This is a genomic window from Rhodanobacter sp. A1T4 (assembly GCF_014207185.1).
Classification (GTDB): domain Bacteria; phylum Pseudomonadota; class Gammaproteobacteria; order Xanthomonadales; family Rhodanobacteraceae; genus Rhodanobacter.
Window position 1 is genome coordinate 213,187 of the sequence record NZ_JACHCP010000001.1, and the last position, 14,233, is coordinate 227,419.

The window sequence follows — 14,233 nt, forward strand, 5'->3', positions numbered from 1 at the left end:
GCAGGAGCACCGAAGCATGCCGTCCTTGCATCGACTAGTGTGGCGCCGCCTGCGTAGCATCGTGCGGCGTCTTAATGGACGACCGTATGACATGTCGCTGCAACCGCTCGAGCAGCTGGAGCCGGTGACAGGCCATCCAGGGGTATGGCAGGCCAACGGCAACGATCCGAAATTTGCGTGCGTGGCCGCAGGCTTCCCGCTGAAGGCCGGCTGGTATCGTCTTTCGATTGAGCTGGAAGACATGGAGGACGACCGGTTGGAGCCGATGCTGTATTTCGATTATGGCTACGGCATGCACGAGACCTGGTCCCTGTACTTGGGTTTCGTTCGGAACACTGCCAGACGCCATGTCGGCGTTGTGCTGCTTCCATTCGATGTCCAGCGGTTGCGCTTCGATCCGGCAAGTGTTCCGTGCAAGTTCCATGTGCGAGACCTCAGGTTTCGCCGACTAAGTCGTGTCGGTGCGGCCTGGCGCATGCTCCATGCGGTCGCAAGGGATCGGAATGTGCGTGGCCCCGGTATTCGCGGGTTGATGCTGGATGCTTGGCGGAAGCTCCGGGGGGCTGGCGGCCGGCACGCCTTTGCGACTTGGTTGCATGAACGTTACATGGCATATGGCAACTTCAAGGCACCCACTTACAAACGTTGGCTGAAGCTGTACGACCAGTCTGTTGTGTCGATTCGGACGCTTCCAGTACGACTGGTCTCGATTTTATTGCCCACTTTCAATACGCCGGAGATATGGTTGCGGCGTTGCCTGGACAGTGTGTTGGCGCAGTCTTATCCGCACTGGGAATTGTGCGTGTCCGACGATGCTTCCACTGAGCCGCAGGTGCGTGAAGTGCTGGAAGCCTATGCGAAGCGCGATCCACGCATCCGTATCATCTGGCGTGAAAGCAATGGTCATATCTCGGCGGCATCGAACAGTGCGCTGGCCATGGCGCGCGGCGATTGTGTCGCTTTGCTCGATCACGATGACGAATTGCATCCGGCTGCGCTGGCCTCGATCGTCGAGGCATGGCGGCGCCATCCGCAATGGCAGTTCGTTTATACGGACGAGGACAAGATCGATGCCGATGGTCAGCGCTACGATCCTTACTTCAAGCCCAACTGGAACCCGGACCTGTTGCATGGACAGAACTGCGTCAGCCACTTGGGTGTCTATTCGCGGGCGCTGTTGAATGCGGTGGGCGGCTTCCGGGAAGGGCTGGAAGGTAGTCAGGACTGGGACTTGGTATTGCGCTGCAGCGAACGGCTGACATCGGAGCAGATTGGCCATGTACCCGTAGTCCTCTATCACTGGCGTGCGATTGCCGGGTCGACCGCGCAGGGCGTGGGCGAGAAAAGCTATGCCCACGAAGCTGGCCGTCGCGCGCTGCGTGGACATTTCGAGCGGACCGGTGTGGCGGCGGAAGTACTGGAGATTGACGGCATGCTGGGGGCATTCCGGGTTCGTTATCTGTTGCCCGAACTGCGGCCGCTCATCAGCATCATCGTACCCACCAGAGATCGACTAGATCTGTTGCGCCGTTGCGTGGAATCGATCCTGGAGCGGACAACCTATCCGCACTACGAAATCCTCATCGTGGACAACCAGTCCGTCGAGCCAGAGTCACTTGCCTACTTCTCCAGTTTCGATGATCACCCAAAGGTACGGGTGAGGAAGCACGATCAGCCTTTCAACTATTCAAGCATCAACAATGATGCAGTGGTTGATTGTCGAGGTGAGCTGATTTGTCTGCTCAACAATGACGTCGAGGTCATTACCCCGGATTGGCTCGAGGAACTGGCGAGCCATGCGATGCGCCCACACGTGGGTGCTGTAGGGGCAATGCTGTATTACCCCAACGACACCATCCAGCATGCGGGTGTGGTGACTGGGGTGCATGGCGTGGCGGCGCATCTTTACAGCGGTATGCCACGAGGCTTTCCAGGCCAGATGGCGCGTGCAAAGCTGGCACAGGGTATGAGCGCGGTCACGGCGGCTTGCCTGATGGTGCGACGGGAGGTTTACCTTGAGGTGGGCGGTCTGGATACCGCCTTGCAGATTGCCTTTAACGACATCGATTTCTGCCTACGCCTGCGGCACCTCGGCTATACCAATATATGGACACCGTTTGCCGAGCTTTACCATCATGAATCCGCTTCGCGCGGACATGAGGATACGGCGGAGAAGCGCGCGCGCTTCATGCGCGAGATGGAGTTCATGAAGATCCGCTGGGGTGTTCAGCTGGATCACGATCCGATCTATAACCCGAATCTCACGCTTTCAGGGGAGCCTTTCACGCTGGCCTTTCCTCCGCGCGAATGGCAACCGTTGTCGATCGAGCCCGAAGCGATGGAGGCCGCAAGCTTCGCAGCGCCCCGGACCAAGGTCTCAATCGCATGATGTCCACATTGCCGTATGTGCGCATGGATACGCAGCAGCCCATATTGTGTATTGGTCATAGTCATGTTGTCAGCGTAGCGCAGGCCGCTGCGGCTTTAGACATTCCATTTAAGGCCCTCAATTTCTGGGAAATGCCCGGTGCTATCGCGCTGGAGAATGGTGTGCCGCGCCTGTCGCTGCAGGTCGAGCAGCAGTTGCGGGAGCATCCTGGCCCGGTGTTTTCGATGGTCGGTGGTGCGGCACATGGTGTGCTTGGCATGCTGGTGCATCCACGCCGTTTTGATTTCGTGCTGCCGACGCAGCCTTTGCTGCCACTGGATCCCGCTGCCGAGGTCTTGCCGGCGCTGGCGGTCCAGCGCGTGCTGGAATCCATGACGGCGGAGTACCTGGCCCTGATGTCGCAGGTTCGTCGGCTTTGTGCGGGGCAAATGTGCCATGTCGAATCGCCACCACCTTACGCGGATGCCGGGCGCATGCACGCGGATGTGCCATGGGGAATGTATCCGGGCATGTGCCAGGAAATTTCGCCGGCAGCTTTCCGCTACAAGCTTTGGCGTCTGCATTCGCAGATAGTTCGCGAATGGTGCAGTGAGGCCGGGGTATTGTTTGTACCGTGTCCACCCGAAACCGTCGATGAAAGCGGCTTCATGCGCGAGCCGTATTATGGTGATGGTGCCCATGCGAATGTGACTTACGGTGAGCTGGTGCTGGAGCAGATGAGGCGTCTGGTATGAGTCATCCCTACTTGGACATTGACGATCGACAACGCTGGAGCCGTGCCATGGCCGGCCGTGCCAGCGCGGACATCGACCCCGTCCTGACGCCGCCGTTCCTGATCGAACCACATATGCGGGTAGTGACTGCCGGAAGCTGTTTTGCCCAGCACGTGGCGCGCCATCTGCGTGAACACGGGCTTGCATGTTACGAAACCGAGCCGGCACATCCACTGCTGTCCCCTGCTCTGGCCGAAGCTTTCGGCTATGGGGTTTACTCCGCGCGCTACGGCAATATCTATACGTCGCGCCAGTTGTTGCAGCTATGGCGACGCGCGTCGGGCGCATTCGTTCCCAGGGACGACCTCTGGGAGGGCGATGAGGGTTGTTGGTTCGATCCTTTTCGACCGACCATCCAGCCGGGTGGTTTCAGCTCCATGCGCGAGTACCACGAGGACCGCCACCAGCATTTCGCCGCGGTGCGTCGGGCCTTCAGCGAGATGGATGTATTTGTTTTCACGTTGGGTCTCACCGAGTGCTGGGGTTCGCGCGAGGATGGTGCCGTCTATCCGCTATGCCCGGGCGTGGCGGCAGGTCGGTTCGACGCTGATCGGCATATCCTGTTCAATTTCACGGTGGATGAAGTGGTTGCCGATCTGCGCGCCTTCATCGAGGAGATTCGTGAGGTCAATTCACGCATGAAGGTGATTCTTACGGTCTCACCGGTATCCTTGGCTGCGACGGCGGCAAAGCAGCATGTGTTGCTGGCGTCCACCTATTCCAAGGCGGTGCTCCGGGTGGCGGCCGAACAGGTGAGTCGTCTGCCGGACGTCTATTATTTTCCGGCCTATGAGATCGTCAACGCTGCCGGTCGTGAATACCTTGCTGATGATCGTCGTTCGATCTTGGAAGATGGGGTGAGTCACGTGATGTCTTTGTTCTTCCGGCATGTGTTGAATGAGCCTGCAATGGCTCCCATGAAGGCGGAACACGATGATTTCCTGCAGCGTGGACAGGCGATCGTCGATACGCTGTGCGACGAGCAGCGCCTGGATCAGTCAAGCAACGCGACACCTGAAGCGCATCAGATGGAAGGGCATGATGGCCTGCAATGAACTGTCGGACGAGAGTCTGGTTCGCGCACGGGAGTTGATGCAGCAGCATCGCTACGACGATGCGATCGAATGGCTGACAACCTGTCGGCGCCAACAGCCAGATGAGGGTATTGAGCTAATGCTGGCACTGTGCCGCTATCAGGCCTATCTGGCCCAGCCGCCCTGCTCGGCGATTGCTGATCCCTGGTTGATTGCTCCGCCTGACCCGTTTGGCGATGTGGTTGGTGTACCGGAAATACCGGCCAGCAAGCTCGATGCCAATACGCTGGCTGCTGGCATCCGTCATCATGGGGCGCTGCTGGTGCGCGGGCTGTTGTCGGCAGATATCGCGTTGCAGCTGGCCGATGGTGTGAGGCAGGCTCTCGACGCTTGCGCGGCGTGGCATGCGCACGGCGAGGGGACATTCGGCAACTCATGGTATGCGCGCTTGCCGTTGCAGGAGGGCTGCGAGCTGGCGCAGGCACGGCCCTGGATCGAGGAGGGGGCCGGTGGCGTCTGGCTGGCCGATTCGCCACGCATGCTTTATGAGTTGACCGAGCTATTCGGATCCAGCGGGATCACGGACATGATTGCAGACTATTTTGGCGAGCAGCCGATGCTGTCGGTCGGCAAGTCGACCCTGCGCTGCGTGCCGGGGTCGATTCGTCACGCCGATTGGCATCAGGATGGGGCCTTCATGGGAGCCGACATCCGCAGCGTGAATGTATGGCTTGGGCTCTCTCATTGTGGAGAGGATGCGTCGGGACTCGAGTTTCTGCCGCGACGCTTGTCGCGGGTGTTGCCCACCGGCAGCCATGGTGCTTACTTCGACTGGTCGGTGGGGCCTGGCATGGTCACCGAAGCGGCAGCTGGGATGGCGACCACCAGCCCGGTCTTCGCACCGGGCGATGCCCTGTTGTTCGACCATTTCTTCCTTCACCGCACCGGTGTCCCTGCGGCGATAGCGAAAGACCGTTACGCAATCGAATCGTGGTTCTTCGCGCCATCAGCTTACCCGGCCGGACAGGTGCCGCTGAAGCTCTAGGCGGCGTCCTGTGTTCCATGTTCCGCAGCGATCCCGCGCTCAAGTTCCGCAATCTGCCGGCGCTGCGCCTCGATGATCGCGCGCGCGCGCTGCAATGCTTCGGTACGTCGACCCAGGCAGGTTTCGGTCTGGCTGAGCATGGCGCGAAGCTGCATGCCGTCGGCCTCCAGCGACTCACAGGCAGCGAGCATGCTCTCGGCGCTGAAGAAGCTGTCGATCAGCGTCTGCAGGGCGGGTGTCATCCGTGCTGCGGGCACCAGAATGCTCAGCCCGTTGAAGAAGGGAAGCTTGCGGAAGGTGAATTCGATGCCGGCGCTGGCGATGTAGTCTTCGATGGCAGTAAGCACGCCGTTGCGCGGGCCGCCTTCGTGCGTCGCGTTGGCCAGCCAGCCGTTTACACCGCGCTCGTCCAGCTCGGACTGGTTCGGCACCATCCCCTTGTAGCTGTAAGGATGCCTTTGCCAGCCATCCAGGTCGTCCGGGCTGTAGTACATGTCGCGTCGGGCGTAGGGCCATGCTGCATCGTGCGAGAGCACGATCGGAGGTGCCTGGCCGGTCTGTTCCGCACGGGCCTGCAGCAGGTTGAGCTCGCGAAAGACAGTTGCCCAGTTGTGATCACCATCGATCAGTGCGATGTCGGGGGCCTCCAGCTGTGGGATCGCCGCCAGGCTCTTCAGCGCAAGGAAGCGATATTCAGCCGGGCCGAACTGCGCCAGTTCCTCGAGCAGGCTGGGTAGTGGAGCCGGATCGATGATGTCGGCGTGGGCGCCATGCGCGCGACAGTAACTGAGGATATGGCGCGTATTCCAGCCGAATTCCGCGCCAATTTCCATGATGCGTTTCGGTTGCACGGTTTCGAACAGGGGGCGAATGTAACGGGGCCAGAAGCGGTTCATTGCGGATTCTCCAGAAGTGCTTGCTGATCCGGTGCGATGTCGTCGAGCGCGGCATCGTACTGGGTTGCCTTGATATTTCCTCCGACCTTGCGCAGATAGCCGTAGGGGCAGGTGCTGACCAATTGACGGGTCCAACTGCGATCGATGACGAAAGGCGAATTGCCAGTGGCGAATTCGCGAATGGTCCTGAAATGCTGGCGGTTCGAATAACCCAGCCAGGGCTGCCCGAATACGGTGCCCAGGCAGATCAGGAAGGAACGATGAGAAACGAGCTGGCCCCAGGTCTGCAGCGTTGTCGGCGAGAAATTATCCGTACTGTCGACCGCGTGCAGCACCAAAACCGTTTCGGCGCCACCGGCCCAGTCACGCGCGTATGTGACAGTCGCTGGATCGTCTGGCCTCACGTGCAAGGAAGTCATTCGTGACGAGCGCGTCGTCGATGTGGCTGAGTTCGTCACATGCAGGATGCGTGCGCCGACGATGTCCACGGCTTGCAGCGTATTGTCGATGAAGCCGACCAGCCCGGCCTCGGCTCCCACGGCGATAACCGCGTCGGGACGAATTTGGTGGATGATTTCCTGGATGCTGACCAGGTCCGCCGGCGCCACTCCGGTCGGCAGGCCCAGCCAGCGGACGTCGCGCTTCAAGTCGCACTCGGCGTAGACCGACATCAGGTGGGACTGTGCGCCATCATCGAAATGTGCAGACAGTCTGCCAGGTCTTATCTGTTCGGTAACGCCAAGATGCATCGGCATCAGCGTGCGCTGGCGCATGCCTGTGGCGAATTCCGAGGACATGTGACCGCGGAACGTCAGGCTGCCTCGTTCCACCCTGACGAAGTCCCCACCGCGCAGGGTGCGGTAGGCATTCGCATACGAGCGCACGCGCAGATCCTTCTCGAGGTCATCGACATTGGTGGTGGTGCCGCCGTGGAACTGGTGGAAGCTGGCTTCGCCCACCAGCGCCACGAGTGGAGCAGCTGCCGATGTACTGGCCCGGCGCCAGAGGTCGAGATTGGCAAACCCACCGCCGGCCTGATCGAATCCCTCGTCGAAACCGCCGATACGATCGTAGAGCGCGGTCGGCAGCATCAGGCAGTTGGTCTCGGTGATGCCGTCGAACCAGGGCTCGGGGTTGTCGCTCATGGGCGAGCCGATCCGGAACAGGTCGTAGCCATTGAGTGGCCAGCGGATACGCTCGAATAGCTGGTCCTCCTGCTCACGGGTGTATCCGACCAAGGTCAGCCAGCGTTGATCGCCACCGATAAACCATTGACGCAGAGCGACAACGGCGTCGGGATGCTCCCGCCAGGCCTGCAGCGCTTCGCGAAAAGTTCCGGGGGTGAGCACATGCGCACCATCGATCATCACCGCCACATACTTGCCACGGGCCATCAGCGCGGCCTCGTTGAGCGCAGCACATGGCGAAGAAAGCTGGCGGCTGGGACGGATCAGTCGGAACTGCGGGCCGAAGCTGGCGACCCATTCCGCCTCGAGCGGTGGATCGGAGCCGTTGTCGACGCATAGAACCTCGTAATCGAGAGCATCACTGCCGATCTGGTAGTCGCTACTGAGCGATGCCAGCGTGCGTGCCGCCTCGCGTCGCATATTGTAGAAATTGACGATCACTGACAGCGTGACTTTGTCACTGGATGCGTCGCGCACAAGTGGAGCGGGCGACGTCGATGTACCCGGCGTTCGATTCATTGATGCGGAGGGTATTCGTGCATGGAACGGCGCCTTGAGCAGAATCGCATCAGCTTCCGTTATGCGCAGTTCCAGCACGTGCAGGCGATCATCACGAAGCCCTTCAGGCAGCAGAACGTCGAAGCCGCAGCACCCGTCACCCTGATGTATTTCGGAAATGTCGGGGCGCCATTGATTGGCGTCGAAGCGCAACCACTCGTGATCGCCTTCATATAGCGAAAGGACCGGCGAGACATTTGTCCCATCCAGCCAGCGCGCCCACCCGTGCAGTCGATCCGGCCCACATTGATCCAGCGAGCCCTGCAGGCGTGCGAGGCCTATCGGTAGTGGCAGGATGTCGGCATGGCGTGTGCTGGAGCTGGTCAGATCATGGTCGGGCATGGTGAACGGACTGCCGACCAGTGGCTGAACACCGTTGGCTCCCACGGCGATGACCGTGAGCACGGCGCCAGCTTCCGGGATCGGATCGAGCGTGACGGCAAAGGCGCAATGCCCATCGCCTTTGCCGGCATGGGCCAGGTCGGCCCTGAACATCGTGGCAGCACCGCTGCCCAGCAGGATCCCCTCGGCCCGCACTTCCACATGCAGTTGCGATGGCGCTGTATCGTGGCTGCATGCCCACCCCCTCAGCACATTTCCGGTCAATCCATCCACCACACCCTCAAGTACGTCGAGAGGTATGGAATTGCTCGGGGTGTTGATCATGTAATGATTTCTCGCTGGGTCGACAGACGGGCTGACTGATGCCGTGGGCATGTCGCGCGCACTGCGGTTAAGGGGGTAAAGATCGCGTTTCCAGGCGCGATGTGCAATAGATCGCGGGTACGACGAGGGCATGCAAATGTGTCTGGTACCCGACCTCAAGACGGCGGCCATGTACATGAACAGATTTCATGATAGCCGTTCAGCCAGGGATAGCATGGCGAGCTAAGATAGACGTTTTGCCCCGTGCCGATTTCTTCCGGATGCCATGACCGCCATGAAAAACCGCAGCAAACCTGATGCACTTGGTCTGGGCACCCGTGCCATCCACGCCGGTCAGCACCCCGACCCCAGCACTGGCGCGATCATGACGCCGATCTACGCCACCTCGACCTATGTGCAGGAGAGTCCGGGCAAGCACAAGGGTTACGAGTACTCGCGCACGCAGAACCCCACCCGAATGGCGTACGAGCGTTGCGTTGCGGATCTGGAGGGCGGCATGGCTGGCTTCGCGTTTGCCTCCGGTCTGGCCGCGGCGGCAACGATACTGGATCTGCTCGATTCGGGTAGTCACGTAATCGCGATGGACGATCTCTATGGCGGTACTTACCGTTTGTTTGAGAAGGTGCGGCGGCGCTCGGCCGGGCTGGACTTCAGCTTTCTCGACCTGAACGACAGCGCTGCGATGAAGGCGGCGCTCAAACCCAATACGCGGATGATCTGGGCTGAAACGCCGACCAATCCGATGCTCAAGCTGGTCGACTTGGCCAGGGTCGCTGCGTTTGCGAAGAAGCACGGCCTGATCCTGGTGGTGGACAACACCTTTTGCTCGCCGATGATCCAGCGTCCGCTTGAATATGGCGCGGATCTCGTGCTGCACTCGGCGACCAAGTACCTCAACGGCCATTCCGACATGGTCGGCGGCATCGTGGTTGCCGGTAGTAAGGAGCTGGCCGAATCGATGGGCTTTCTGCAGAACTCGGTTGGCGCCGTGGCCGGCCCGTTCGATGCGTTCCTTGCCATGCGTGGCTTGAAGACATTGCATCTGCGCATGAAGGCGCATTGCGAGAGTGCGCTGGAACTGGCGAAGTGGCTGGAGAAGCACCCAGCGGTCGAACGGGTGATCTACCCGGGCCTCAAGAGCCATCCGCAGCATGCCCTTGCGAAGCGCCAGATGAACGGTTTCGGCGGCATTATCACGATCGAAGTGAAGGGTGGCCTGAAAAAAGCCAAACGGATGCTGGAGCGTTGCGAATTGTTCGCGCTGGCCGAGTCGCTGGGTGGCGTCGAAAGCCTGATCGAACACCCGGCGATCATGACCCATGCTTCGGTCCCGGTCGCCAACCGCAAGCGCCTGGGCATTAGCGATGGTTTGATCCGCTTGTCGGTGGGTGTGGAGGATCTTGCTGATCTTCGCGCGGAGCTGTCGTACGCCTTGGGCAACTGAGCCATGGCTTGCACGTATACAAACGCTGGTATATCGATCGGAGGCCTGCGGTGAGTGGCGCCGGCAAGCCAGGGAGAAGCGTGGGGCTCATGTTGCTCAACCTGTCGGCGTGGATTCGCCGGCAGCCGTGGTTGAAGGAAGTCTATCGGCATTTCCCGCAACCGCTGCGCAACAAGGTGTCCGAAACGCTTGCTTCGCGCGCCAGTACACAGATCAGGTTTCAGCGGACAGCGAACTGGGAGCATCGCGCACGGTTACCCATCTCTCCGACTGTGGAGATGGGTAACCGCAAGTTCGGCGCAGCGGCCGGCGTGAACGTGTTTGCCTATGCGCGTGGACAGTCCGGACTCGGTGAGAGTGCGCGTCTGTATGTGCGTGCCTTGCTGGCCGAGGGCTATCCCGTGGCTGTGCACAACATAGATATCGATATACCCCATGGCATGGACGACACCAGCCTGGACGAGCATATCGGTACGGATACGCCGCACGGCATCAATCTGGTTTTCGTCAATCCGGATTATCTCGACGATGCCATTGCCAACATCGGGCGTGAGCGTCTCGCCGGTCGCTACACGATCGCATGCTGGTTCTGGGAGCTGGAGAAGTTTCCAGAAGAATGGCTTCCTGCATTGCACGTAGTCGACGAGATCATGGTCTCGTCAAGTTTTATCGGGGAAGTGATCAGGCCAGTTACGGACAAGCCCATATTGCACGTGCCGTTGCCTGTCGATGAAATTGATGACAGCGGTTTGACTCGGGCGGACTTTGGTTTGGAAGATGATGTCTTCATTTTCCTTAACAGTTTCGATTTCAACTCCTTCCTGACCCGGAAGAATCCATTCGCTGTCATCGAAGCGTTCCGCCGTGCTTTCGCTGACGGTCAAGCGGATGTGCGGCTGCTGATCAAGTCCAGCAATGGTCATCGTCATCCCGACAAGTTGCGCGAGCTGTTGAACGCAGCAGCGGGTGATCGGCGCATTCTGGTCCGCGACGAGGTGATTGATCGCAGTGACGTGCAGGCACTGCAGCGGTGTGCAGATGCGTACGTCTCGCTGCATCGTGCCGAAGGCTTCGGGCTCGGGCTCGCGGAGTGTATGCGGCTAGGCAAGCCGGTGATCGCCACGGCATGGTCCGGCAACATGGAATTCATGACGCCCGAAAACAGTTGCCTGGTCAATTACCGACTGGTGCCGGTGGGCGAAGGTGATTATCTCCATCACGTCGGTCAGCGCTGGGCCGAGCCGGACATAGACGATGCAGCGACATACATGCGCAGGCTGGCTGATGACAGGGAATTCGCTGCAAAGGTCGGTGCGCAGGCGGCGTTTGACATTCGCGACAAGCTTTCGCCACATACTGCGGCCGAGCGGATCATTCATCGACTGAAGGCGTTGTCGTCGCCTTCTGATACATCCGGCGCCGCAGGCACTGGTTCGGCAACTGGCACCACATAAAGGTACGCGCTTCATGAAAGAGATCCTGGCGGCGATATGGGGTTATCGCCATTTCATCGTTTCGTCAATCAAGAATGATCTGCGTGCGCGATTTGCGCGCAGCAAATTGGGTGCCCTTTGGATGGTTCTGCAGCCTTTGGCGCAGGTCGCCACCTATGCGCTGGTGCTGTCACGCATCATGGCGGCCAAGCTGCCCGGTATAGATAATCGCTATGCGTACGTGATCTACCTGATGGCCGGCATGATTGCCTGGTCGCTTTTTGCCGAGGTGGTGAATCGATCACTGACCATGTTTGTCGACAACGGTAATCTGATGAAGAAGATGGCATTCCCGCGTGTTTGTCTGCCTATCATCATTGGCGGCTCATGTCTGGTGAATAATCTGCTCCTGCTCGTAACAGCAGTAGGCGTATTCCTGTTGACCGGTCAGCCGCTGAGTTGGGTGATGCTGTGGCTACCATTGCTGATGGCTATCAATTTGGCATTTGCTCTCGGCTTGGGCCTGATCCTCGGTGTGCTCAATGTGTTCGTCAGGGATGTAGCCCAGGTCATGACCGTGGTGCTGCAGTTATGGTTCTGGTTCACCCCGATCGTCTACATGCCAAGCATCATCCCTGATCGCTTGCGTGCGGTGCTGGAGTTCAACCCGATGATGCACATGGCCGTCGCTTTCCAGGATGTTCTTCTTTATGGACGTACGCCGGGTATCCCCGGGCTGCTCGTCATCGCAGTGGCAGCGGCCGTGCTGTTGCTTTTTTCATTGGTCTTGTTTAGGCGAGCGGTGCCGGAAATGGTGGATGTACTGTGAGTAGACCACTTCTTGTTGTAAATGAAATTGGCAAAGCCTTCCGCGATTACAGGTCAGAATGGGGCCGGTTTGCGGGGTGGTTCGGCTTCAATGCCCGGGTAAAATCCGAGACCTGGGTGCTGCGAGATATTTCGTTCAGTGTGGCACCCGGTGAATCTATCGGCATCGTTGGCCACAATGGTGCCGGCAAGAGCACGTTGCTCAAGCTGATCACCGGCACCCTGCAGGCGACATCGGGAACCGTGGCGGTCAATGGCCGAATCGCGGCCATTCTCGAGCTCGGCATGGGGTTCAGTTCCGAGCTCAGCGGACGCGCGAATGTCTACCATTCAGCCGGGCTTATGGGGTTTTCCCGACAGGCCATCGACAGCGTCATCGATGAGATCGAGGCGTTTGCGGAGATCGGTGAATACTTCGATGAGCCTGTGCGCACCTACTCCAGTGGCATGCAGATGCGCGTGGCGTTTTCTGTTGCCACGGCATTCCGTCCGGAAATCCTCATCGTCGACGAAGCATTATCGGTCGGTGATACCTATTTCTCGCACAAGTGCTTCAAGCGGATACGCGAATTCCGTGAGCAGGGTACCAGCCTGCTGATCGTCTCGCACGACAGTAGTGCCGTGCAGGCTCTTTGTGACCGAGCGTTATTGCTGGAATCCGGTCGGCTGATGAAGGACGGGGATCCGGCGACAGTGATGGATCTTTACAACGCATTGATCGCGGAGCGCGAAAACAGCACGATCAATATCGAAAGTCATGCCAGTGGGCGTGAGCAGACGGTGTCGGGCACTGGCGAGGCCAGCGTCGAGGAGATAGTGCTTCATAACATGCAAGGCGAGCCTGTCGAGTTTGTTGACGTGGGCCAACCGGTGACAATGCGCATCCGTGTTGCCGCGAACAAGTACATTCCGCGCTTGGTACTGGGTTACATGATCAAGGACCGTCTCGGTCAACCCGTATTCGGAACCAACACACATCATACGAAGCAGGTGCTGGAAAATGTCGAGGCCGGCTCAAAGATTGAATACCGCATAAACTTCCCGATGAATTTTGGACCCGGCGGCTATTCGATATCCACGGCACTTGTCAGTACAGACACGCATCTCGTCAACAACTACGAGTGGCGCGATTTGGCGCTTGTGTTCAGAGTCGCCAACCTGAGCCGCATGGATTTCGTAGGTACGGCATGGGTACCCCCAACGATCGAGACAAGCCGTACATGACCACAATTTCATACGCCCAGAATTACGAGGACGTGATGCTGTTGCGCGCACTTCGCAGCGTGCAGCGGGGCTTCTACATCGATGTTGGAGCCCAGCATCCTGTCCTTGATTCAGTGACCAAGGCTTTCTACGAGAAAGGATGGCGGGGCATCAACATTGAACCGGTAACACAATGGTTCGAGCTGATTGCGCAGGATCGACCGGAAGACATCAACCTGCCGATAGCCATTTCCGCGACCAGCAAAGAGTTGAATCTCTTCGAAGTCGTTGATACCGGTCTATCCACCACAACGGAGCGCTACGCCGATAAACATGAGGCGGAAGGGCACCCGGTGGAGCGTCATACTGTGGCCTGTCGCTCGCTCGACGACATCATTGCCGAGTACGCCATTGATGACATTCACTTTCTGAAGGTCGATGTCGAGGGAGCGGAGGACTCGGTCATGGAGTCGATTTCGCTTGATCGTCATCGGCCCTGGATCATGGTGATCGAAGCGACCGAGCCCAACTCGCAGCAGCCTGCCTATGCTGACTGGGAACCGCGCGTAATCGCGAACGGCTACGACTTGGTCTATGAGGACGGCCTCAATCGCTTCTATGTTGCAAGAGAGCGGGCGGAGTTGAAGGACGCATTTCGATTGCCTCCGAATTATTTCGATTTTTTCATGCCCTATGACGAGTGGAACGCAAAGAATGAGCTGGATATTCTGACTCGCAAATTCCATGCGATGGCCGGTAAGCTGCAAATACTCGAGG

Annotated in this window: 11 protein-coding genes; 9 read left to right on the forward strand and 2 right to left on the reverse strand. The window is 59.1% G+C overall.

The features are described from left to right. Nucleotides 1–16: 16 nt before the first annotated feature. From HDE80_RS01050 to HDE80_RS01065, 4 genes are read left to right on the forward strand one after another with little or no spacing between them, the layout of a single operon-like run. On the forward strand, nucleotides 17–2,389 hold the full coding sequence (locus HDE80_RS01050) for a glycosyltransferase family 2 protein (RefSeq protein WP_255483519.1): 2,373 nt from the start codon (nucleotides 17–19) through the stop codon (nucleotides 2,387–2,389). After that, entirely contained in the window at nucleotides 2,386–3,123 is a 738-nt protein-coding gene (locus HDE80_RS01055; protein ID WP_184667018.1) for a hypothetical protein, read from the forward strand. The genes HDE80_RS01050 and HDE80_RS01055 overlap by 4 nt, the downstream gene beginning before the upstream one ends. After that, nucleotides 3,120–4,217 (forward strand): GSCFA domain-containing protein, encoded by a 1,098-nt coding sequence (locus HDE80_RS01060; protein ID WP_184667020.1) that lies wholly within the window; start codon nucleotides 3,120–3,122, stop codon nucleotides 4,215–4,217. Before HDE80_RS01055 ends, HDE80_RS01060 begins: the two co-directional genes overlap by 4 nt. Further along, entirely contained in the window at nucleotides 4,204–5,241 is a 1,038-nt protein-coding gene (locus tag HDE80_RS01065; protein ID WP_184667022.1) for a hypothetical protein, read from the forward strand. The genes HDE80_RS01060 and HDE80_RS01065 overlap by 14 nt, the downstream gene beginning before the upstream one ends. Here HDE80_RS01065 and HDE80_RS01070 read toward each other — a convergent pair. Beyond that, nucleotides 5,238–6,137, reverse strand: a complete 900-nt coding sequence (locus tag HDE80_RS01070; RefSeq protein ID WP_184667024.1) for a class I SAM-dependent methyltransferase — start codon at nucleotides 6,135–6,137, stop codon at nucleotides 5,238–5,240. The genes HDE80_RS01065 and HDE80_RS01070 overlap by 4 nt on opposite strands. After that, nucleotides 6,134–8,548, reverse strand: coding sequence for a CmcI family methyltransferase (locus HDE80_RS01075; protein WP_184667025.1), 2,415 nt, complete (start codon nucleotides 8,546–8,548; stop codon nucleotides 6,134–6,136). The genes HDE80_RS01070 and HDE80_RS01075 overlap by 4 nt, the downstream gene beginning before the upstream one ends. Before the next feature lie 274 nt (nucleotides 8,549–8,822). Between HDE80_RS01075 and HDE80_RS01080 the strand changes: the two genes are divergently transcribed. From HDE80_RS01080 to HDE80_RS01100, 5 genes are all read left to right on the forward strand, one after another. Continuing rightward, a complete protein-coding gene (locus HDE80_RS01080) occupies nucleotides 8,823–9,992 on the forward strand; it encodes a PLP-dependent aspartate aminotransferase family protein (protein ID WP_184667027.1) in 1,170 nt (389 codons plus the stop codon). 89 nt (nucleotides 9,993–10,081) lie between these two features. Next, nucleotides 10,082–11,446, forward strand: a complete 1,365-nt coding sequence (locus HDE80_RS01085) for a glycosyltransferase family 4 protein (RefSeq protein WP_184667736.1) — start codon at nucleotides 10,082–10,084, stop codon at nucleotides 11,444–11,446. A 13-nt stretch (nucleotides 11,447–11,459) separates the two neighbouring features. Then, on the forward strand, nucleotides 11,460–12,254 hold the full coding sequence (locus tag HDE80_RS01090; protein ID WP_184667029.1) for an ABC transporter permease: 795 nt from the start codon (nucleotides 11,460–11,462) through the stop codon (nucleotides 12,252–12,254). Then, entirely contained in the window at nucleotides 12,251–13,477 is a 1,227-nt protein-coding gene (locus tag HDE80_RS01095; RefSeq protein WP_184667031.1) for an ABC transporter ATP-binding protein, read from the forward strand. The genes HDE80_RS01090 and HDE80_RS01095 overlap by 4 nt, the downstream gene beginning before the upstream one ends. Next, nucleotides 13,441–14,233, forward strand: a 793-nt coding sequence (locus tag HDE80_RS01100) for an FkbM family methyltransferase (RefSeq protein ID WP_221437378.1), incomplete at its 3' end; no start/stop codon positions are given. The genes HDE80_RS01095 and HDE80_RS01100, both read left to right, overlap by 37 nt.